General features: G+C 66.4%; 17 protein-coding genes. 9 read left to right on the plus strand and 8 right to left on the minus strand.

Features of this window, described 5'->3' with window-relative positions:
- Window positions 1-88: 88 nt before the first annotated feature.
- The 6 genes from GWK61_RS18040 to GWK61_RS18060 all read left to right on the plus strand — a co-directional run bounded on the left by GWK61_RS18040 (window position 89) and on the right by GWK61_RS18060 (window position 5,097).
- Window positions 89-712: an ArsR/SmtB family transcription factor gene (locus GWK61_RS18040; RefSeq protein ID WP_194909554.1), complete on the plus strand. Its 624-nt coding sequence runs from the start codon at window positions 89-91 to the stop codon at window positions 710-712.
- Window position 713: 1 nt separating this feature from the next.
- Entirely contained in the window at window positions 714-2,030 is a 1,317-nt protein-coding gene (locus GWK61_RS18045) for an MFS transporter (RefSeq protein WP_194909555.1), read from the plus strand.
- A 152-nt stretch (window positions 2,031-2,182) separates the two neighbouring features.
- Complete coding sequence (locus tag GWK61_RS58570) at window positions 2,183-2,305, plus strand: hypothetical protein (RefSeq protein WP_267254291.1); 123 nt, start codon at window positions 2,183-2,185, stop codon at window positions 2,303-2,305.
- Window positions 2,306-2,308: 3 nt separating this feature from the next.
- Complete coding sequence (locus GWK61_RS18050; protein WP_194909556.1) at window positions 2,309-2,899, plus strand: hypothetical protein; 591 nt, start codon at window positions 2,309-2,311, stop codon at window positions 2,897-2,899.
- A gap of 159 nt (window positions 2,900-3,058) precedes the next feature.
- On the plus strand, window positions 3,059-3,529 hold the full coding sequence (locus tag GWK61_RS18055) for a DUF4265 domain-containing protein (RefSeq protein ID WP_228562512.1): 471 nt from the start codon (window positions 3,059-3,061) through the stop codon (window positions 3,527-3,529).
- 404 nt (window positions 3,530-3,933) lie between these two features.
- A complete protein-coding gene (locus tag GWK61_RS18060; protein ID WP_194909558.1) occupies window positions 3,934-5,097 on the plus strand; it encodes a DNA sulfur modification protein DndB in 1,164 nt (387 codons plus the stop codon).
- A gap of 338 nt (window positions 5,098-5,435) precedes the next feature.
- Here the strand turns inward: GWK61_RS18060 and GWK61_RS18065 are convergent, their stop codons facing one another.
- From GWK61_RS18065 to GWK61_RS18075, 3 genes are all read right to left on the minus strand, one after another.
- A complete protein-coding gene (locus GWK61_RS18065; RefSeq protein WP_194909566.1) occupies window positions 5,436-6,452 on the minus strand; it encodes a ParA family protein in 1,017 nt (338 codons plus the stop codon).
- Between the two features lie 216 nt (window positions 6,453-6,668).
- Window positions 6,669-7,574 (minus strand): tyrosine-type recombinase/integrase, encoded by a 906-nt coding sequence (locus GWK61_RS18070; protein WP_194909567.1) that lies wholly within the window; start codon window positions 7,572-7,574, stop codon window positions 6,669-6,671.
- A gap of 191 nt (window positions 7,575-7,765) precedes the next feature.
- Window positions 7,766-10,138, minus strand: a complete 2,373-nt coding sequence (locus GWK61_RS18075) for a tetratricopeptide repeat protein (protein WP_194909559.1) — start codon at window positions 10,136-10,138, stop codon at window positions 7,766-7,768.
- Between the two features lie 240 nt (window positions 10,139-10,378).
- On the opposite strand from GWK61_RS18075, the gene GWK61_RS18080 reads away from it, so the two are divergent.
- Window positions 10,379-13,399 carry a Tn3 family transposase gene (locus GWK61_RS18080; RefSeq protein WP_194909560.1) on the plus strand — a complete coding sequence of 1,007 codons (3,021 nt, stop codon included), beginning with the start codon at window positions 10,379-10,381 and terminating at the stop codon, window positions 13,397-13,399.
- A gap of 64 nt (window positions 13,400-13,463) precedes the next feature.
- On the opposite strand, the gene GWK61_RS18085 is transcribed toward GWK61_RS18080, so the two are convergent.
- Window positions 13,464-14,738: a hypothetical protein gene (locus tag GWK61_RS18085; protein ID WP_194909561.1), complete on the minus strand. Its 1,275-nt coding sequence runs from the start codon at window positions 14,736-14,738 to the stop codon at window positions 13,464-13,466.
- Window positions 14,739-14,821: 83 nt separating this feature from the next.
- The gene (locus GWK61_RS18090) at window positions 14,822-15,754 is read right to left on the minus strand and encodes a recombinase family protein (RefSeq protein ID WP_323747628.1); all 933 of its coding nucleotides are present in this window, start codon (window positions 15,752-15,754) and stop codon (window positions 14,822-14,824) included.
- Between the two features lie 218 nt (window positions 15,755-15,972).
- On the opposite strand from GWK61_RS18090, the gene GWK61_RS18095 reads away from it, so the two are divergent.
- Complete coding sequence (locus GWK61_RS18095; RefSeq protein ID WP_323747629.1) at window positions 15,973-16,833, plus strand: recombinase family protein; 861 nt, start codon at window positions 15,973-15,975, stop codon at window positions 16,831-16,833.
- A 156-nt stretch (window positions 16,834-16,989) separates the two neighbouring features.
- Window positions 16,990-17,445, plus strand: a complete 456-nt coding sequence (locus tag GWK61_RS18100) for a hypothetical protein (protein WP_194909562.1) — start codon at window positions 16,990-16,992, stop codon at window positions 17,443-17,445.
- Window positions 17,446-17,454: 9 nt separating this feature from the next.
- Here GWK61_RS18100 and GWK61_RS18105 read toward each other — a convergent pair whose 3' ends face one another.
- The 3 genes from GWK61_RS18105 to GWK61_RS18115 form a co-directional block, all read right to left on the minus strand.
- Window positions 17,455-19,488, minus strand: a complete 2,034-nt coding sequence (locus GWK61_RS18105) for a Tn3 family transposase (RefSeq protein WP_194909563.1) — start codon at window positions 19,486-19,488, stop codon at window positions 17,455-17,457.
- Between the two features lie 107 nt (window positions 19,489-19,595).
- Window positions 19,596-20,840 carry an ISL3 family transposase gene (locus GWK61_RS18110; RefSeq protein ID WP_194909570.1) on the minus strand — a complete coding sequence of 415 codons (1,245 nt, stop codon included), beginning with the start codon at window positions 20,838-20,840 and terminating at the stop codon, window positions 19,596-19,598.
- A gap of 44 nt (window positions 20,841-20,884) precedes the next feature.
- Window positions 20,885-21,880 carry a DUF4158 domain-containing protein gene (locus GWK61_RS18115; protein WP_194909564.1) on the minus strand — a complete coding sequence of 332 codons (996 nt, stop codon included), beginning with the start codon at window positions 21,878-21,880 and terminating at the stop codon, window positions 20,885-20,887.
- Window positions 21,881-22,486 lie beyond the last annotated feature (606 nt).

Consider the following 22,486-nt stretch of genomic DNA (forward strand, 5'->3'; position numbering starts at 1 on the left):
GTGGACCTGTGGGTCTAGGATCCCCACGTCACACCACATTCCAAGCAGATCCTTGACATAAGGCAAGTCCTCATCCACGATTCCAAGCATGTCCTTGGAATCGTCGAGTGAAGCACCCCAACCCTCCGGCCAGCGCTGGCTGGTCCTGGACGACGCGACTGTGATCCGGGCGATGGCGCATCCGGTGCGCCTGGAGCTCATGGGCCTGATCGGGCGGGAGGGCCGGCTGACCACTGCGGACGCGGCCCGTGAGCTGGGGATCAGCCACGGTCTTGCCTCCCACCACCTACGTCAGTTGGCGAAGTACGGATTCGTCGAGCAGACCGAGGGCAAGGACAACCGGGAACGCCCCTGGCGGTTGGTGTTCACCTCGCAACGGATCCAGGGCGCGGGGACCGATCCCGAGGTCGCCGACGCTGCCGATGTGTTGGAACGGATCTCCGCCGAGCAGGCGGTGGCACAGTTCATCGACTGGCAGCGGCGTCGCCGTGACTGGCCGGAGGGCTGGAACGAGCAGGCCGGGCTGGGGCGGACGAACGTCTACCTGACGTTCGAGGAACTGGCCGAGCTGAGCGGCGCCATCGACGATCTGCTCCTGCGGTACGTCAACGAGCGGCCGATCGACGATCTGACGTCCCGCCCACCAGGATCCGTCCCGGTCAGCATCACGACGATCACGGTGCCTCTGGCACAGCCGCCGGAGGACCGCTGACATGCCCGGGCTGCGACAGGTGTTGGCACATCGCCGCGACTTGCGCCTGGTGCTGACGGCGGGGCTGGTGTCGACCGCGGGCGACTGGATCCTGGTGACCGGCCTCGGCTACTCCGTATATGCGCTGACCGGCTCCACGGTCGCCTCAGCGGTGGCGGTCATGGCGACGTTCGCACCCCAGGTGCTGCTCGGCCCGATAGCCGGCGTCTTCGCGGATCGTTGGGGCCGCAAACGGACCATGGTGACCACCAATGTGCTGTTGGCGCTGGGGCTGCTCCCGCTGATGGCGGTTCGGCACGCGAACCAGGTGTGGATCGTCGTGGCGGTGCTGGTCTGGGAAGGCGCCGTGCGCCAGTTCTTCGCCCCGGCCGAACAGGCATTGCTTCCGCGGTTGGTTGACGACAGTGAGCTGATAACCGCCAACGCCCTGGTCGGACAGTCCCGCGACCTCTCCCGACTCGTCGGCGCCGCGGCCGGCGGCGTGATCGCCGCGGCGGGCGGCATCGGCGCCGTGGCGCTCGCCGACGCTGGGAGCTTCGCCGTCGCCGCCGTCCTGATCAGGTTCGTGCACGCCACCGGCCAGGTCGAGCAGCACCTTTCGCGCCACGTCAGAGATGTCGTCCAAGAGCTGGCCGACGGACTGCGATTCGTCGCGCGGCGGAACGCCCTCCGCACTCTCATGGTCTTCGTGCTCCTGAGCAGTATCGGCGAAGGCGTCATGGGTACCCTGTTCGCGCCGTTCGTGCGGCATGTCCTGCACGGCGACAGCCAGGCATACGGTCTGATCGCCGCCGTCCAGGCGATCGGCGGGATCCTCGGCGGCCTCGCCGTCGCATCCCTCGGCCAACGGATCCCGCCCCAGCGGATGCTCGCCTTCGGCGCCGTCACGTTCGGCGCCGTCGATCTGGCGATCTTCCTCTACCCTCTCGGCTACACCGCCCTGTGGCCCGTCGCCGTCTGCATGGTCCTTGCCGGGCTGCCCGGCGCCCTGACGATCGCCGGCTTGTACACCCTCTTCCAGCAGCACACCACGGATGACTATCGAGGACGTGTCTTCGGAGCGCTCGCCAGTTTGGAAGGGGTCTGCCAACTCGCCGCCACCTTCGCGGCAGGCTATTTGGGTCAGGTTCTCGGCATCATCCCGGTCATCGCTGTCCAGGGCGTCTGCTATGTCGTAGCCGGGTTCGCTGTTCTCTTTGCACTGCCTGACTCCGGCGCGCGCCGGAGTCCTGAGGCTGAGGCTGTCGCGGCGTGCGAGATCACGGGAGCTGTGCAATCAGCAGGTGGCGGGTCCGGTCTTGTGGAAACGCCATACTGAGAACGATCTTGCCGTCGTTCGGGCCGCTGAGCTGCTGTTATCTGCTTCGCGGCTGCGGTAATGGGCTCGGCTGCCACCATGGAGCGGTGACCGCCCCTCCGGCGCTGACCGCCGAGAGCTATGAGTGACTGGTCGCCGATCTTCGCGGACGAGTGATCGTCGCGGTCGACTACTTCGTGCTCATGGGTGGCGAAGAAGGCACAGATCCAGATGAATGGGACTACGGTGCCTGGCACGAGCCCACCATGGGCGTCGAATTGGCAATGGATGACTGAAGCATGTACTCGGCGACCTGGGGCCACGCGTTCGACTACTACGGACTTGAGCTCTACCCGGCTCCGATGAGCGACTTCCTGTCCTCCATCGGCCAGCCGAGCGGGTCCGCGCGCATCGCGGCCTCAGGTCACCGACTGTGGGCCGGGATCGTCTCCACGCCCATCGAGTCGTGCCGTATTCACTGGTGCGGCGAAGAGCACGGCGCTCCAACGCCAGTGCCGGATGCTGTTCACCTGCAGACGGCCACGGGCCAGGTCTGGATCGCGGCCGGCCGTTCGGCCACCTATCCGCCCGACGGCCGGATCCACCTGGGGACCGACGACGTGCTGGTCATCTTCGATGATGCGACCACTGCTCGGGCCGGGCTCGGGGCTCGACTTCTCGGCACCGGGACCAAGGAGAGGAAACTCGGCGAGGTTGCAGAAGTGCTCGCTGCCGGTGTCCTCGGCGGCTTGAAGCACTACACGGAACCCGGACGCGGTCGGCACGATCTCGACCCAACGGATGCCGGCTCGTTCCGATCCGTCGGCCGCGCCGAGGAACTGTTCGATGCTCTTGCTGCGGCCCCGAGCGCGAAGGCTTCAGTCAGGTGACGCTGTCCCGTCCATCCTGCTGGCTGTCTCGCTCGCCATGACGGCTGGGGAGCGAACGTCTCCCGATTGTTGGTCAGGGGGAGCGGGACCGACCCGCCTTGGTGCGGTGCGATGATCTGTCCATGGCTGCCGCTCCCGCTGGTGTGCCTCCGGTCCTCGATGGGGTCCAACCGGCTGAAGATCTGGTTTCGGTTCGTGCCTCGTGAGGGTTGGCTGCCCCGTGACACCGAAGGGCTGTGGGCGACGAGGCTCGGTGAGGACCTGGCGCGGATCGCGAACGTTCCGTTCCTGCAGGACGGTATTGCCCAGGGCGATGTCGTTCGCTTCGTCACCGACGCCGACGGCTTGCATTGGGCGACCGGACGCGCGGAGGCCTCCGGCAACTGCACCGTTCGCGTGATCTCGATCCCGAGCGGCCCGCTCGGACGCAGCCCGCACGCCGTCCACGAGCGCTTCCTCCCCTTCGGCCTGGGCGGCGAGGTGTTCAGCGACGAGTTCCCGTTGGTGGCGTTCGACGTCCCGACCGGATCGGACTTCGCCGGCATCAAAGCCCTGTTGATTCGTGGCCGGGAGGAAGGCCGGTGGCATTTCGAGGTCGGGTGCCAGACCGAGGCGTGGCTGGCGGCGTGATTGCGCCGCTCCGGCAGGTCAGGCGATCGTCTCGGGAACGCGTTCAGCCTCCTGAATCTCCGCCACCTGCCAGCGCAGAAATCGGGGTGCCGTTAACGAACGTGCCACCAAGTACAGAAACGCTGATCATGGTCGCCGGGCAGCTACGCCTTCGCCCTCCTGTCCACACAAGACGGCCACGCGCCCCAAGAGCCAGCCCGTAGCAGCAGGGCCCTGCCGTTTCCCAGCGCCCAGATACGCAAGATCTACGATCCATTACGCCGAATTCGCCACCCTTAACGCGCCAGAATCAATTGTCCTGACTCAGGATCCTGCGTAGGGTCTGGAGCTGTCGCCCCCATGCACCACAACGGCGGGCCACGCACGACACTTCCCGAACCAGACCACCGAGAGGCAGATTCGGCATGCCCAAAATCCAGCTCCCCGTCATTGCGTATCAGCAGGGCGGACGCCAGATGTTCGCCACCGCTATGTCACCGGCCGACGTCGTCCAGATGGTGCGCCAGCCGAAGGCGTGGGGCTCCAACGCCGACGAACACGGCAACCGCCCCCTGGACAAGCCGCACCTGAATGGGATCGTGACCTACATCAAAGAGGAGACCCACTTTGTCGTCGGCGCCGCCGTCCTCTACATCACCGAGAAGGAAGTCAGCTTCCGCTCCGCCCAGATTGAGGGCGTCACTGCCGACAGCGACGCCGCGACCATCGGCACCCTCACTATCGACCTGTCGGCACAGTTCGACATCGGCGATGGCCAGCACCGTATCGGCGCATACGAGCACGTGCTCCGGAACTCAGACGGCGACGACCCAGTAATGACACGACTGCGCGAGTCCGGCCAGCCACTCATCATCGTCGTGGAGGACGACCCGCGTCGCCGCGCACAGGACTTCGCCGACCTCCAGCAGAACGTCAAGCCCATGGTCGCCTCGCTTGGCCTGTCCATGGACCGCCGGCAGCCCATCACTCGCGTCCTGAACGACCTGTTCGACACCTGCCCCATTTTTATCGGCCGCGTCGACTTCCTAAAGGACAACCCCGGCAAGTTGTCCAAGCACCTGTTCAGCTTCAAAACCATCCGCTACACCTCCGGCCTGGCGCTGGTCGGCAACGCCTTCCGTACCCAGACCACGATGGACAAACGCGTCAACGATGCCGCCACCACCAGCGAGGGTCGCGCCTCTCTGAGCGAGTTCTGGACCGCGCTCGGCGAGCTCCCCGGCTACGGCAATGTGATCAACGGCGGCACCTCCGCCACCGACCTGCGCGAGGGTACCTACCTCACATCTGCGGGCGTCCTCTATGGCATCGCCACCGCGGTGTGGGCATTCGCCTCGTCGGCCCCGGACACCCGAGGCACCATCACTGCCGCCGTCCGCACTCTGGACGACTTCAACTTCTCCCGAACCCCCAAGACCGAGCGCATCACCACCGCCGACACCCCGCTGGCCGGAACCCTGATCGACCCCGGGACTGGCAAGCTGGCTAACGGCCGCACCGCCTGGGAGGGCGCCGCCGCCGTAATCGGCCAGCACATCAGCAGGAGCCTGGAGCGTGCTAACGCCTGACGTCTTGCGCGCCCCAATGCCCGGCCGCCACATCGGTGACCGGGCATTCATAGTCCGTGTTCTTGTCTAGCAACGGCCAAGTGGCAAGTAACCCCCTGTGACGAGAACGCGCGCTTTGCTTGGGGTGCCGCTAACAACCGTGTCACCAGACCAAACGAGGATGCTCGTATAGCTTGACCTGCGGATACTGCCGAGCGGCTGTCGTAGGCTGTGGGTGTGTTGAGTTGCACGGCAGGCGTCACGCGTCTGTCCCGGGTCCTCGCCCGTCCGACGACGTTGGTGATCGCCAGCTGTCACGGGCCCGAGGTGTCACGTGGCAACTCGGGGCCGCAATGTGATCAGAAGTGGCTGACCAGCTGGTTGATCGCCTCGATGCAATTCTGGCGGTAGGACTCGTTGACCTGGATTCGTTGCCCCAAGACATCGAGTTTGCCGGAGGCCAGCTTGTAGAAGGGGCAGCCTCGGGCGAAGGCGACCACTCCCGTGGTCTGGAAGTCGCGGATGTCGACGACACCCTGGTCGATCTTGTCGAAGGTGAAGATGCTGCCATTGGACTTGAGGAGCTTGGTGATGTCCTCGTCGATCGAGCCGAGCACGGTGGCGTAGGCGGACGAGGGACCCATGTACTGAGTAAGACGGTTCTTGGCAATCGCATGGACCTTCGGCAGTTCGCGTCCCGCTTCCTTGAGCCTGGTGGCGAAGGCGTAGGACGCGTAGATGTCCGAGGGGAGCTTCAAGCCGTAGATCAGCGAGAAGGCGTTCTGGATCGCTCGTCGCGAGGAGTCGTCGGCCATCACGGGAAGGACGAGCCGGTCGGTGCTCGACAGAGCGATCTGGGTGTAGATCGAGAAGCTCGGGTTGGCGTCGACGAAGATGACGTCGTAGCTGTCGCGGATCGGCGCGAGGAAGTCCGAAAGCCAGTTGATCACGGCCAGCCATGCGTCAGTGCCGGGAATCTGTGTGTTCGCCAGGGTGGACATCGCGTTCGACTGAAGCTCAAGGAGAGGATCGCCGCAGACCAGGTCGATGTTGTCCGGGATTGACTGGTTGAAGGTGCGTGGATGGGTGATGAAGTCAGCCGGGTCGAAGGTGGGCGGGCTGTAGGGCGACGGCAGGCGGAGCTGGAAGTAGCCGCCGATTGTGGCGCGGAGGGTTTCGCCTTGCCGGGCCAGAAGGTGCTGGCTGCCGTTGTTGGTCAGGCCGCCGAGGAACAGCTCGGACAGGTTCGCCTGCGGACAGACGTCGATGATCAGCACCCGTTCGTTGGCGTGCTGATCCGCGTAGGCGCAGGCCGCCTGGAAGGCCAGGCTGGTCTTGCCGGTGCCGCCCTTATTGTTCCAGAAGCCGTAGATCATAATGACATCCTCAAGTCGTTTTCGGACGTTGCTACGTCTAAATTGTACATCATTAGGTCCAAAGTATCCCGCCGATGCCCCGCGCCGCCAGCGAAGAGCCGGAGGCGAGGGTTTCATGGAAACCTTCCGACGCCCCATAACCGGGGTCGAGGAACGCAGGAACCGTAGTTATCGGTGAGAAGGATCTTGGGGGCTCAGCTGCGCTGAGTCCGCAGCTCAGCCCTGGCGAGGCGGGGCGATGTCGAGGAGCGCGGTGACCTCTGTGACGGCTTCGGCTCCGGGTTTGAGGTAGCGCATGGCGGTGCGCGGGTTGCGGTGGCGGGTCTTGGCCATGAGCAGGCCAAGGCCGATCTGCTGCTCTCCGAGATGGGTGGCTGCGGAGTGCCGGAGTTGGTGCAGGTCCCAGCCGGGTCGACCGTCGCCGGGACTCGTGTACTGGTCGAGCAGGACTCTGGCCCGGTCGTAGCCGAGGCGGGCGCGGCCGGTGGTCGGGCAGAGGTCTTTGGCCGGCGGACGTCGGGCGGAGCCGGGACGGCGTTCTGACAGGAACAGCGGGCCGCGGGTGCGTCCGGCGATCAGCCGTGGGAGCAGCCGGGCTGTGCCGGACGCCCAGTAGACGTATTCGACCGTGCCTCCTTTGGAGACCACGGCGGCGCGTCGCGCGTCCAGGTCCAGGTTCTCGACGTCGAGTGCGAGGATCTCGCTCGCGCGGGCGGCGGTCTCGTACAGCATCCGCCACAACGTCTTCTCCCGCAGCGGCACGTCCCGGCGGGTCAGCAGCCGCTCGATCTCGGCGCGGCTCAGGGCCTTGGTCTCGTCGACGTGCTCGCGGCGCCGCTCGGCCGAGGCCGGAAGCGCCGGGGCGGCGATCGAGTTCCTGGCGCACCACATGAGGAACGCAGCGACGGCGGCGCGGTTGCGGTTCCAGGTCGCCGGCATCGCCGCGCCCCACAGCTCCTCCAAGACCGCGGCGAGCCGGTCGCCGGAGACGCCGGCGAGCTGCCGGTGGGCTCCGAGCCGCTCGGCGACGCGATCCAGGACGGACGCGTAGGCGCGGCGGGTGTTCGGGTTGGCGCATCGCGGCGAGGACAGGAACCGGTCGACGGCCGTGCGGATCGTCATCGACTTCGTGCCGTCGATTGCGTGGATGGTGACGGTCACCTCCCGATGTACCGGATAACGTGCGGGTTCCGCGCAGTCCGGCGATCAGGGTCCTGGCTGCTCGGCGTCGCCCCGAGAGGGCTGATGTACGGGATAATGGGCCATTATCCCGTACGTTGATTCAGGACTTGGGGGCTGCCGCCGGTCTAGAGCTAGGGCAAGGCGATAGCGGCATTCACGTCGACGCGTAGCCGTTGTGCCCGAGGGTCGTTGAAGTCGGTCAGCAGATCGCGGGCCTCGAGCCACGCCTCGGAGGCGGCTGCGCTTTGCCCGAGGGCCGACAGCGCTGCAGCCAGATGGTCAAGGATCACCGCTTGCGGCCAAGGGTCGTGCAGGTCCCTGCAAAGGGTCAGGGCCGCGCGGTGAAAGTCGGCCGCCTCGTCGAACCGTCCCAGCGCGTGGTACGCCTGCCCAGTAGCATCGAAGGCGAATACTTCTCGTAGCCGGTCGCCGGACTGCCGACTGGCCGCAGCCGTAGATTGCAGTATTGTGAGGGCCTCCTCAGGCTGGTCCGTGGCAAGCAGCACCCGACCTTTGCACACGCCAGCCCAACGACCTTCGGTTTGCGAGTAGTGCGCGCGCTGGAGGTGATCGTTCGCCTCGGTAATGTGATCGAGTGCTTCCTCGGTTCGTCCCGTTTCGCTCTCAGTCAGGGCCAGTATCAGCAACACTTCGATGCGTGCAGATGCGTCGAATTCGCTGTCACTCAGGCAGTCGGCGCATGCGGCTCTAGCTTCGGCAAGAAGCCCGGCATCGTACAGAACATGTACAAGACCATTCCGGGAGGCATCGCTCCACCGCCGAGTCGCCTGCGGCGCTGCGGCGATTACTTGTTCAAAGCAATCTCGTGCCTCACGCAGCCTGCGCCCGCGCAAGTATGCGGCCCCCAGCGTAAATAGCGCCGCGGCGTTCTGGATCGTGGATCCAGCAGCTCGGGCCGCCTCCAGCGCTTCTCGGTGGATCTCAATTGCTTCGTCGATGCGGTGGGCTAGCCGCAGCTCGATACCCTGTCCCTGCAGGGCATGACTCGCTGCGCTGAGGTCACCGAGCCGGCGTGCACAGTCGAGTTCGATTTGTCCGAGGGCTAGCCACGCCGTTACGGGGTTCGTCTCGATGAATGGCCGCCACAAGGCCGCCAGCAGCGCCCAGGCGATCGCGTCGAATCCTGAGGTTGCCGCAGCACAGGCGGTGGCCACGAGATTGCCGGTTTCCCGATCGAGCCACGCAGTGGCCTCGGCACCGTCTGCGAAGGACACCACCGGGTCGGCGACTGGAGACTCCAAAACCACACCCCACGCCTGTGGGTCGAAGCCCGGATCGTGCGTCTTCAAGCGGTCGATAGCCGCAACCATGCACTGCAGGTACCAGTGGCCAAGGCGGGCGAGCGCGTCGTGGCGGTCCTTTGGATCTTCTAGGTGCGCGGCCTGGCCCTGGGCGTAGGCGCGTAGCAGGTCGTGGAACTGGTACCGCCCCTGGTCCGAGTGCTCGAGTAGGTGGGCGCCGGCGAGCGCATCCAGGTCCTGCTGCGCCTGGCGCAGGGAGACCTCAGCCAAGGCGGCGGCTGCATGTGGAGTGAAGCTGGCCCCGGGACACAGGCCAAGCAGCCGGAACATGCGGGCAGCAGTGGGGGACAGAGCACGGTAGGACCAGGCGAATACGGTGCGTACCGCGTCGGCCTCGTCGTCGTCCTGCGAGGAGAGTGCGTCCCACAGGGAGGATTCATCACACAAGTCATGGATTAGATCAGATAATGGCATCTTGGGACGAGCTGCGGCACGTTCGGCAGCAATGCGCAGCGCCAGCGGCAGTCTGGCGCACAGCCGGGCCAGTTCGGCGACCTCCTCGTCGCTGTCCTTGGCCCGGTAGGGGGCGGTAGTCGCCTGCAGCAGGTGGACGGCCTCGGCCTCGGGGAACACCTCTAGGGTTGCGCGGTGTGCACCGTCGCGGGCGACCAAACCGGATAGGCGGGAGCGGGAGGTGACCACTACCAGACAGCCATGGGCTCCGGGCAGCAGGGGTCGTACCTGCCCGACTGTGGCGGCGTTGTCGAGTACTACCAGTACGCGCCGCTCGGCTAGCAGGGACCGGTACAGGGCACTGCGCACTTCCACCTCGGACGGAACCGCTCCAGGTTCGATACCCAGCGCGATAAGGAACCGGGTCAGCGCCTGTCCGGCCTCGACTGGGTCGCCCGGGTCGTATCCGTGCAGGTTGATGTAGAGCTGGCCGTCTGGGAACAGCGCGCGATGTTGGTGGGCCCAGTGCACCGCCAAGGAGGTCTTGCCCACCCCGGCGGTGCCCGCGATCACGCACACTGCCGCGGCCATGCTCTGCCCGTCCTCTGCCAGCAGCGCTGCGTCCAGGCCGGCAAGGTCGGCGGTGCGGTTGACGAACCCATGTATGCGTCCCGGCAACTGCCGAGGGATTACGCTGCTGGGGGCTGGGCCGGTGTGAAAGTGGATGCCGCCAGCAATGTCGCGGGCCTGGACGACATCGCCAGCGTTGCCGGACAGGTCTGACCGCATGTCCCCGTTGCTACTGCTGCCGATGGCCACTGCTTCCCCTCCCGAGCGACCGGTCTTGCGTCCAGTGTTACACAGAGCTCTGATATATCGGGGTCGCCGTAGTATCCGCCGCAAAACCAACGGATATCCCTGACCAGCGGGAATGCGAGCCTTGACGCCGCATGATCGCCGGTCAGTACTCTGTCGCCGCGGCCTGGTCAGGCCGTCTTCGACGAGGTCTGACGGTCATGGAGGTTCGGCGTGGCGACGCGAGTGTTCACCGATGAGGAACTGATCAATCTGAGATCGTTCCCGGAGATCACGCCGAGCGAGCTCATCCGGTTCTTCACGCTGGCGCCTCCGGACATCGAGTTCGTCGACCCCGGGCGCGGACGCGGAGCGCCGGACAGGCTCGGGCTGGCCGTTCAGCTGTGCACGCTTCCTTGGCTCGGGTTCGTGCCGGACGATGTCACGGAGGCTCCGCCCGCAGCGGTGGCCAGGCTGTCAGAGCAGCTTCGAATACCGGTGGGTGAACTGCGGCACTACGCGGCCAAGCGCGAGCAGACCCGTACCGATCACCTGCTCCAGGTCGCCCGCTACCTGCGGTGGCGGGCGACCAAGGCGATGGAGCTCAAGGAGTTGGATGAGTTCTTGCTGGCCCGTGCGATGGAGCATGACTCGCCGTCGTTGCTGTTCACGTTGGCGTGCGAGCACATGAAGTCCTCGCGGGTGATCCGGCTGGGCGTGGTGAAGCTGCTGGAGCGGGTGGCGACCGCGAGGGCCGAGGCCGGCCGGGAGACGTACTCGCGGGTGGCGCACCTGCTGACGCCGTCGATGATGGCGGAACTGGACGGGCTGCTGCACCACGACGCCGCGGTGCGCGGGACCCGGCTGAAGTGGCTGACCACGCCGCCGGTGTCGGATTCCCCGGACTCGATCAAGAAGGAGATCGGGAAGCTGGCGTTCCTGCGTGACCTGGACGCGCACACCATGGATTTGTCGATGCTTCCCGCCGAGCGGCGCCGGTTCCTGCACTCGGTCGGGCACCGGCTGACCGGGCAGGCGCTGCTACGCCGGGAGTCCTCCCGCCGCCACCCGATCCTGTTGGCCGTGCTGGCGCAGTCGGCGATCGGCACGCTGGACGACGTGGTGGCGCTGTTCGACCAGTCGGTCTCCGCCCGGGAGAGCCGGGCCAAGCGGAAGCTGACCGCCACCCTGGCCGACCGGGCGAAGTCCGCGGAGGAGCGGTTGGCGCTGCTGGACGACATCCTTCCCGTGGTGGTGGACGTCGGGATCCCCGATGAGGAGGTCGGGGCGATCCTGCGCGGGTTCGGCCTGGAGCGGCTGCGCGGCGCGCTCGCGACGGCGCAGCGGCGGTTGCCGCGCGACCACGGGCACCTGGCGCTGATGACCGAGTCGTACAACCACCTGCGGGAGTTCACCCCGGCAGTGCTGGACGCGGTCGAGTTCGCCGGCGGCACCACTGCCGCGGGGCTGATGGAGGCGGTGAAGGTTCTCAGGGGCCTGAACCGGCGCAAGGGCCGCAACGTGCCGGACGGCGCTCCGGACGACTTCGTGCCGGCCCGCTGGCGCGGCTACCTGGCCGACGCGATCGCGGCCGGGGACTCGGTCGCCTACCGGCACTTCTGGGAGCTCACCGTGCTGCTGGCACTGCGCGACGGGCTGCGCTCGGGCGACGTGTGGGTGCCAGGCTCCCGCCGCTACGCCAACCCGGCCTCCTACCTGTTCACTCCCTCCCAGTGGGAGCCCAAACGGGTCGAGTTCTGCCACCTGGTCGGCAAGTCGCCGAAGGCCGCCGACGCGCTGAAGGCGGCGTTCGACGAGCACGCCACAGCGATGACCGACCTGGAGAGCGTGCTGGCGAAGTCGAAGGGAAAGGTCGGCGAGGTCCGCATCGACGACAACGGTGACCTGGTCATCCCGCAGTTGACCGCCGAAGACGTCCCGGCCGAGGTGGACGAGCTGCGCAAGGAGCTGATCTCCAGGCTGCCGTTCGCTCCGATCGCCTCGCTGCTGATCGAGCTGGACCGGCGTACCGGGTTCCTGGAGTGCTTCACCCACGCTGGCGGCAAGCAGGCCCGAAGCCCGCAGCTGAAGCGGAACCTCCTCGCGGTCCTGATCGGGCACGCGACCAACCTCGGGCTCACGCGCATGGCCGAGGCCACCGGGATCAGCTACGACGTGCTGGCCTGGACGGCCGAGTGGTACCTGCGGGAGGAGACACTGGCAGCGGCGAATGCGGCGATCGTGGACTACCACCATCGGCTACCGCTTACGCAGACGTTCGGCGGCGGCACGCTGTCCTCGTCGGACGGGCAGCGGTTCCCGGTGCGTGGGAAGTCGACCACGGCGCGGGCGGCGAAGAAGTGGTTCGCCGACCGGGGCCTGTCCACCTATACCTGGGTGTCGGACCAGTACTCGACCTACGGCACGAAGATCATTGTGGTGACGCACCGGGAGGCGCAATACGTTCTGGACGAGATCATGGGCAACGCCACTGATCTTCCGATCACCGAGCACGCGACCGACACTCACGGGGTGACGCTCGTCAACTTCGGTTTGTTCGACCTCGTGGGTCTGCAGCTGTCCCCGAGGATCCGGGACCTGGGGAAGGTGACGCTATACAGGACCGGGCCGCGTGCGCAGGCGGTGAGCCAGTGGCCGATCGGCGGGCACCTGCTGACCAGGCGCCTGAATCAGGATCTGGTCACCGAGCACTGGGATGACTTGCTGCGTCTGGCGGGGTCGGTGAAGTTCGGACAGGCCACCGCCTCGCTGATCGTGGGGAAGCTCTCCGCGTCCAGCCGGCAGAATTCCCTGGCCGCGGCATTGAAGGAGTACGGGGCGCTGCGGCGGTCGATATACGCCGCCCGCTATCTGGCCGACGAGGGGTACCGCCGGCGGATCACCCGGCAGCTGAACAAAGGCGAGCACCTGCACGCGCTGCGCCGGGACCTGCGCTACGCCCACAACGGGGCGTTCACCTCCCGGCACCTGATGGGCCAGACCGAATCGGCGTGGTGCCTGACGCTGCTCACGAACGGAGTGGTGACCTGGACGACCGAGTACTACGGACTGGCCGTGGCCGCGATGCGCGCGGAGGGCCGGCACGTCGACGACGAGGCGCTGGCGCACATCTCCCCGGCGCACAGCGAGAACGTCAACTTCTTCGGCATCATCGACGTCGATGTGGAGGGCGAGCTGGCCAAGCTGGACGGCTCCGGCTACCGGCCGCTGCGCGACGTCTGGCCGGAAGCGTGAGACGGCACAGCGCCTCGCGGGTGGTGTCGGCGCAGGCTATGTGACGATGCGAAGCTCCCGATCATCAGGCAAGAGGATCGCCCGCGGCAGCCCGGCGTGCCCGCTGGAAGTCACGCAAGGCTGGCGGGAAGTCCCGTGCTGCGACGTGCATGCTCGTCCGGTCGGCCAAGGCCCTGGCGAGTGCGGCTCGTCCCAGCGGCTCGTCAACCTCGACGAGCCTGCGGGCCAGATTCACGCCTTCGTCGAAGCAGCGCCGCAGTTCGTCCGGAATACGCCAGGTCCGGAGCTCCCAAATCCTCACCGAACGCAGTGTGAGCTGGCGCTGCACCTCGACGAGTTCTCCGAGGTGTGCGGATGGCTCACGCTCGGCAAGGCCTGCGATACGGGCCACCTCCGCCTGGAGCCTGTCGTGTCCCTCGTTGAGGTATGCGCGGTGGCCCGTCGGGGCCCAGTGGAGATCTGAGAACAGCGGTGCCCCAGCCTCGTCGTGTGCGAGCTGGCCTCTCTTCGTCCGGCCGGTCAGCCGGATCAACAGGGCCCAGAACCCCAGGATGTTGCTCCAGTTTTTCGGTTCGCCGTCGGCCGCCAGCATCGTGAGCACCGCTTCGGTTTCCGCGTCGCAGCGCTCGGCCTCGTCCTCGCGCCCGTTCTGACGATCCATCCAGGCCAGGAGCAGCTGTTCCCAGATCACGAAGGCGTAGGCGCCGATGTGTTGATCGGCCTGTTGACGATCCTCGTTGACGAGCTCCTGCAGGGTGCTGCGGGCAGAGGCGTGGTGGCCGGCCGCCTCCATCTCTGCGATCCATGGGATCCTCGACCAAAAGTCCGTGGCCGACTTCTCCCGCTCATTCTCACGAACGATTGCTTCGAACAGGGCTGCCGCCTCTGCATGATCTCCGTCTTCGGCCAGCCTGCAAGCCAGCTGCGACGACCCGAACGTCGGGGACGACACAACGCCGCTGTCAAAAGCACGCTTGCTGGCCAGCGCCATCTCGCGGCAGGCTTCGAGCCCCTCAGCGCGGCGCCCCGCATCGCAGAGCCCGTGTTGATACTTCGTCAGTGCTTCGACCAGTACCTTCAATTCACGCGGATCGGCCTCGGCGGCGCTGCGTGCGACTTCGACGGCTTCCTGCCAGGCGGCTATCTGCTGTTCGCCGTGGAGGTCGTGACCGTGAGAGAGCAATGCGTCGACGAACATCTCTGTATACGCATCGGGCGTCGCGGTGCGCACCGTCCGGTACGCCGTGACCAGCGCCGCCGGCGACAGTCGGCGCCGATCCAACAACAGAGCCTGCGCACGAGCTACCTGGTCGTAGTCAACTCTCCCCGATTGAGTCATGCAGCGATTCTGAGGTCCGCTATTGCCTTGAACAAGGCAACTTCAGGGTGACATTCGTCCTAGGAAAATTGCTGGTCAACGTGTCAGAATGGTGTCGATAGCCTGCTTCCGTTCTCCACAACAGCAGCCAGAGCCTCGCGCTGTGGTGGGACAGCGGCTTCGGCCAACGCCAGGCGGTCGTGCTCGCGTAGCATGCGCATTACGGTCGCCGCCGACGGGTGCTGACCCTTCTTCGCACCCTTGGTGATGACCAGCTTCGCGGCGATCTCCCGCAGGCTCAGCTCCTGCCCGCGCAACAGCAGCGCCATCGACAGCATCGTCTCGTCGGACACTTGTGCTCCCCCGATGATCTTGCCCCGTCGCCGCGCCGATTCGTGGCCTTCCAGGGTGCGGTCACGGATGTACTCCCGCTCCATACCCGACAAGGCCGCCAACACGGTGAACACCACGCCAGACGGATCGTGCGAGCCCTTGAGCTCGCCGGTCAGGAATTCGAGACCCACATCGGACGCCCTCAGCTGCTCTGCGAGCATCGCCAGATCGATGCCGCGGCCGAGGCGTTTGTGCTCGTGAACAACCAGCGTCACGGCCACGCCGGAGGCCCGCAGCTCCCGAGTGAGTGCGATCGCGCGCTCAAACTCGGGGCGGGACGCGACCCTGGTCGAGATCTTCTCCGAGAAGATCCTCGTCGCCCCTGCCTCGGTCAGAGAATCGATCTGCGTGTCCAACGACTGGCGAGCAGTAGAGGCGCGTGCGTAGCCGATGCGGACATGGCCGGCCGGTGCAGCACCGGGGTTCGCCGGCCTCGGAAGCTCGGCCCAGTCCGAGCCGGGCTTGCGCACCGCCGGCATCGGAACCTTTAGCGCCTTCGCCAGATGCGGCACGAGCTTGAAGCGCGCAGTGTGATACTGCACCGCGACCTTCCCTGCGGCAGTGCGACATGGGGAGCCCGCCGGTACCGCGCACGTGGACATCGGGCAGTCGTTCGCCTCTACGACCTTGAAATCGTCGCTCACGATCCGAAAGTGTTTCATGAGTCTGTTTCGCATGCCAGTGCTTTTGAAACGACCCATGAAACGCCGAACCGCCTGGACGGCGGCTGCCGAGAGAGCTGTTTCATAGGTGACCGCCTATGAAACACGGGAGCACGGGGTCGCCTTCCAGGCCCTTCGCTGTTTCATGGGGTGTTGCATATGCCTGGACGGGTGAAACGCACCCATGAAACGATTCAGGGGTGAGTCCGGACCCGCACACACTCATCGAGTCGAATGACTGTCCAATGTCCAGCTGCGCTGTCCCGGCCGGCTCGCCGTGCCGTGCCGGCAAGGGGAAGGTCGCCGCGCAGTATCACACCGCGCGCTTCCGGCTTGTGCCGTCGCTGGCCAAAGCCCTCAACGTCCTTACTCCCGACATCCGCAAGCCTGGCTCGGCGTGGATCGAGCTGGCGCGACCGCGCGGCGCTGACGCGCAGCTGGTCGGACACGTCCGGATCGGCTACGCCCGCGCCTCCACCGCCCGCCAGTCCCTCGACAGCCAGGTCGACTCCCTGACTGCGGCAGACGTCGGCAGGATTTTCTCGGAGAAGATCTCGACCGCCACGGCCCGGCCCGAGCTGGAGGCCGCAGTCAAACTCGCCCGTGACATCCGCAGCTCCGGCGTGGCCGTCACCCTGGTTGTCCACGAGCACAAGCGGCTTGGCCGCGGCATCGATCTGGCCACACTGGCCGAACAGCTCAAGGCCAGCGACATCGGCCTGGAATTCCTCACCGGAGAACTCCAAGGATCACACGACCCTTCCGGAGTGGTGTTCACCGTGCTGGCTGCGCTGTCTGGGATGGAGCGCGAGTACATCCGTGATCGCACCCTGGAAGGGCACGAGTCAGCCCGCAAGCGTGGCAAGGCCATCGGCGGAGCTGGCGTCACCGACGACGCCATGCTCGCGATGGCCCTGCACCTGCGCGGTCAGGACCTCAGCCTGCGCGACATCGCCGCAAAGTTGGTCATCACCACTGGAGCCAAGAAGGGGAAGCACCCCTCGCCGGCCACCGTGATGCGCCTGCTGCGTGAGCATGACGAGAAGAGCGCGGCGGATTGATCGACCGGCACCCCGACATAGTCGGCGCCTTGTAGTTCTCTGTTGGAGAGAGGGTCATACCACGAGATGTCAGATCAGCGAGCGAATGGACGGGGCGACGGCTGACCGATGTGGTCTTACACGCCGTCGCAGCGCGTCGGACCGTTGGCCTTCGCCATGAACGTCGGCGCGGCGCTTGAAGCGATGCCCGGGTACGACGCGACCCTGGAGACCACCAGCACCGTGCTCGGTCCGACCCAGCGTGTCGAGTTCCACTCCGGTGCCCGTCAGGAACGGCCGGAGGTCACGGCCTACTTCGGAGAAGCCGAAGGGCTCTTCTGCGTTGTGCCGGACGCCTGCCGCGGCCCGCTTGTCCATTTGGACGGCCTGCAGCTCAACGGGCGCGACCCCTCGCAGTGGGAGGACGAGTTCGTGGAGTACGTAGCGTCGCGCGGCGTCGGGCTCTACTACTCTCCAGCGGGGTACGCGGGATCGGACGATTTCGGGCTGGTCATGCAGGTTCAGCCCGATGCCGACGCCTTGATCACCCGGCCCGTGCTGATCGTCGTCCGCGAACGAGCCTGCACGTTATGGGATTCCATGCCCCACGAGGAGATCACGCTCTACAGGTAGCAGCACCCGTCAGCCCGTGCGGCTATCTGTGGCGCCGTTTTGCGGCGCGCCAAGGTCGGAGCCGATCTGAATACGCCGACCGATGTCCAGGCGGACCTCGCCGTAGGGGCGTACGTGCCCCCAGAAGAGCGCGGTCAGACCGCGCCGGTCGGCGGGTCCGAGCAGATCGCGCCACCGCGGTTCGGCCAGGACGTTCTGAAGCATGAGTGTGTTGACGTAGACGAGGCTGGCTTGCAAGATGCGCAAGCACAGCACCGTCATCTCCACTTCGTCCTTACGGTTGGTGGAGATCTCGCCGCTCTTGCCGAAGGCGATGACGGAGTTCGCCCGGTTCCAGGACTCCACGACATTCAAGCCCTCCTCGATCTGGCGCTGGAGGTCGCGATCGCGCAGGTAGCGGGCGACGAATATGGTCCGGGCAGCCTTTCCGACCTCGAGCATCGCCTGGTACGCCGGGTGGGACACCGCGCCGCGGAAGCGGGACAACACTGCCTCGGCCGAGGCAGTACCCTGCTGGATCGCCGTGGCGTACTTGACGATCAGGTCGTAGTTGGCCTCGATCACGTCCCAACGGATCGGACGGTGCAGCGCCGGCGCCAGATGCGGATACGGGTCCTCGCCGCCGGGCAGGGCTGGCCGGTAGAGCCGAGTGTGGTTGATCCGCTTGATCCTCGGCAGCAGGTCGATATTGAGCAGCCGGGTAATGCCGAACCCGATCTCGGACTGGCCGTGGGTGTCGGTGTAGTTGCCCTCCACCTTCATGGTGGTGCCGTGGTGGATCGCGCCCTGCACCATCGCCGCCACCTCCAAGGCCGAAGCCCTGAGGACCTGGGAATGCACGACCACGTAGTTCTCCTCCACATGCCAGTAGACAAGCACCCCGCGGCCGCCGTAGCGGACGTGCCACTCGGTGAACAGGTTCTGATCCCAGGTGCGGAAGTGGGTGGAGTCGGAGGCCACGGCCGTGGACGCTTGCCCCCACAGGGTGCTGTCGCGGGCGACGAAGGTGGCATTGGCAATCGCCGTGGCGATCTCGGTCGCCACCGCCGGGGTGAGGTAGCGGCGGCGCACGTAACGGACGTCCTCCTCCGAGTGCGCCCCGTCCGGCGGGATCACCGCCTTGATGCCGGCGTTGGTGCCGTAGCCGTAGATCGCCAGGATGAGCCGCTCGGCCAGCACCTCGAACGGCAGCGAGGAGCCGACGGCAGCAGCGATTCGTGCCAGCGCCCCTGAGCGCAGCAGCGCCTCCTTCAGGATGTCGATCAGCGGCGTGGCGTGCCAGCGCCGGGCCACCTCGTGCTTGATCCGACGCAGGTTCCGCGGCTCGGGCTGCGGCTCCAGCGGGGACAGTCGGATCACCCCGGAGCTGCCGCGCTCACGGATGTCTACCCAACTCAGGCGGGGCAGGTCGTTGTTGAGCGAGGTCAGCGCCTGCTCGACGTCGGCGCGCAGCTCGGCCACGAACCGCGCTGGGTCCAGCGGCTTGCGCAGCTCGGCGTAGTAGTCGACGCGGCGGTCCTCGAAGTCCCGCGGCAAGTCGTCGTCGGGGTCCCTGTAGCGCTGGGCGCCGACCACCCAGATCTCCTTGCAGCGCAGCAGGTCCCGCAGCGTCCGGAACGCCGCGACCTCGTAGGCCTGGCGGACGGTGCGCTGCTTGTTGTCCTTGTCCGGCCGGTACACCAAAGTCGCCCAGTCGCCGTCGATGGCCTCGTGCCGCGGCGGCACCTCCCCGATTGGGTAGTACACCAGGTTCTGGGTCCTGGCGTGGCGCCTGACGTACTCCAGTGCCGCCAGCAGCGGGTGGCCAGGGACGACCGAGCCGAACTCCAGAACGTCCAGCAAGGCAACCATGCCGCGCCGATAGTGGTTGGTGTAGGAAGCTTTCAACGTGTGCTGGACCGTGCGCCGGTAGACCGGGCCCTTCGTCTTGTACTCGTGGATGATCTCCCGCAGCGTCTGCTCGCCGCCGACGATCGCCGGGAACACCACCTTCGACACCGGCCCGGCCGGCTCAGCGACGGCGGCCTCGGCGATGCGGAACAAGATGTGCTCCTTGCCGTCGACCCGCTTGAACGCGTTGACGAGCTCCTCTGTGACCTTTTTGTGGCTCTTCGCTCGTGTTTGTGGGTAGGGTCCTGATTCGCTATGGGTCAGGTTCTTCCTGGTAGGGGTCGGGCGTAGCCGGCCAGGCAGAGCCGGGTCATGGCGATCAGGGCGGGTGTCGAGCGGAAGCCGTAGGCCCGGCGGATGATCAGCCGGATCTTCTGGTTCATGGATTCGATCCGGCCGTTGCTCAGCCCGTAGGCCAGGGTGTTGGCGATCTCCGCGCGGCGGGGGCGGATGGTGCGGGCCAGCTCCACGAACGGTGCGAGTTTGCTGCGGCAGGCCCAGGCCAGCCAGGCGTCCAACAAGGCGATGCGTTCGGGGCCGCCGGGGGCGAACACCGCCCGCAGCTGTTCTTTGAGCAGGTAGGCCCGATACAGCGGCTTGTTGGTAGCCTGGATTATCGACAGCTTGGCCTGCTGGCGCTTCGTCAGGTCGCCGGGGTTCTTCCACAAGGCGTAGCGGGAGTCCTTCAAGGCGCGGGCGACCTCGCGCATCCCGGCGGCACGGGCGTCGTTCCACACCTGCCGCCGAACCCTGTCCAAAGCGTCGGTCGCCCACTTCACGACGTGAAACGGGTCCAGGCACACCGCGGCCCTCGGGCAGCGTTCGGCCAGCACCAGCGCGATCCACCCGGCACCGTCGGCTGAGACGTGCGTGATCAGCTCGCAGCGCTCCGGGCCCAGCGCGTCGAAGAATCTCCGCACGCTGTCCTTGCTGCGGCCTTCGGTGACGAACAGCAGCCGACCGGAGTCGTGGTCGACCACGATCGTCAGATACCGCTGGCCCTTCTTGAACGACACCTCGTCGATCCCGATCCGCCGGACCCCGTCCAGCCGATCGCCATCCTCGGCGTCCCGGTCGGGCATCACCCGGGCCAGGATCGCCCCGACGGTATGCCAGTTGATCCGCAACAAGGTGCCGATCACCGTCTTCGGCGCGGCCAGCGCGAACCAGGCCACCACCTCATCGAACGCCCGGGTATGCCCGGCACCGTGCCGGGCCCAGGGCACCGCCGCTATCACCACCCCGTGCACCGGGCAGGACACCCGCGGCAGCTCGGCCTCCAGGAACACTTTCAACACGCCATGATCCAGCGACCGCCAGCGACGGCGGCGACCCCGGTCATACAACGGAGCCCGCTCGCAGCAGATCCCGCACCGCGGCCGCCGCTCCCAACGCCGCTCCGGACGCACCGACACCACCACCACTGGATCGATCGGGTGAACATAGACCTGCTCGGCCACGGTGCGTCCGATCCCACCAGCCCGAAGCCATACATTCGAGGACACGTCGTGCACCGCCTTGAAGGTCGCTGATCTAGACACTCAGAAACCTAGAGCGGGGCACGACGTTTCTCGTTGATCAACACGGGCTGACCCACACATGCAGGCGAAGAGCCCTTTTTGTGGGCGCGGGCATCGATCCGGTGGACCGTGCCGATCAGCAGGTCGGTGAGATCATCGGTGATCTCCCGCTCGCGGGCATGCAGGAGTGCCGCCAGGAGCGTCACCGCCGACTCCCGTGAGCGCCGCCGCAGGTGTGACGGAGACTCCACCGCGCACCGCACCCGCCAACCAGCCAGTACCTTCGGCGCCACGTCCGCGAACACCCCATCCGGGACCTCGACCGCCCGTACCGACAGCAACTTGTCCATCTCGGCGATCATCGACTCCAGCGACACCCGGCCAGCCGCCGCCCGGATCCGGGAGAATACCGACTCCGGGCTGTCATACGGGTCTTCCTCCGTTCCGACCTGTTCTACGTCCAGCTCACCCCAGCCGACCAGCGCCAGCAGCCGGCCCCCGGGCTCGGTACCGATACGGGCTTCGATCCGCGCGAACCAGGTCTTCTCCGCTGTGGACAGCGCCGCGGAGACCACGCGACCCACCCGGCCGTCGGTCGGCGGCTCGATCCGTTCCTCGCTCATCTTCTTCAGCAGCTCGCCCCGAGCCCGGTCCGCGTCCCGCTCGGCGTGCGCGACGTTCACCGCCAGCCACTCGGCCAGCTTGTCGGCGTCGGCCACCGAGCACTCGCGGAACCCCAGATGAGCCCGGATCTGTTTGCGGTGCTCCTTGGACGTACGCCCCGACCAGTTGTAGAGGCCGAAGCCCGATGCCGGCAGCTTCAGCTGAGCGGCGACGTGCTCCACCACCTCCTCTGCGAACTCGAACCGCCTGCGCGGAAAGCGGCCGTGGAAGGTGTAGAACTTCAGCATCAAGGCGAAGGCGAGCTTGGTGTCCTGATGTCGCCCGAACAACAACGCGTCCTCGTCAGGCAGCACCGTCCAGTGCTCGACGAGTTCGTCCATACCGACCAGCCGTCGTCCCATGACCGCGCATCATGCTCCGAGCCGGTACCACGAGACACCGTGTTGCAGAAATCGTGACTGATCAGACTAGGCCAGCAACCATGATCAGCGTTTATGTACCTGATGACACGATCGTTAACGGCACCCCAAATCCGACGCTGCGCGTGGAGACCATGCCGGTCTCGGCGATCGCCGGTCCACGAGGCAACTGCGGCGGCTGACTGACCACGCTCACCCCTGACACCCACTGGGGGTCTCTCCGCTCTGCCGCTCCGCATAACTTACATTATGCGGATACTGTTTCCTTGCGTAGCATTACAGAGTTGCCTTGCATTACATGTATCGCAACGTAATGAAACTGTATTGCGCATGACGGTGCGGAGTGGCGGTGCGGGAGGGAGGTGCGGGGTCCGGGAAGATGGGGGTGTGAGTGATGAGTGGAGTGCTGGGGCGCGGCCGTTGTGCAAGTTCGAGCGGTTGGGGCGGTGTTCGCGGCCTGTGAAGGAGACGTTGCCGGGGAGTCGGGGGCGGCGGCATGAGTACTGCGATGACCCTGGGCACAATGCTGTGACGTTCAATCGGGCGCGGACGGCGGCGGCTCGGGCGGAGGCTGCTGCGGCTTCGGGG

Source organism: Catenulispora rubra (assembly GCF_015356825.1).
GTDB lineage: Bacteria > Actinomycetota > Actinomycetes > Streptomycetales > Catenulisporaceae > Catenulispora > Catenulispora rubra.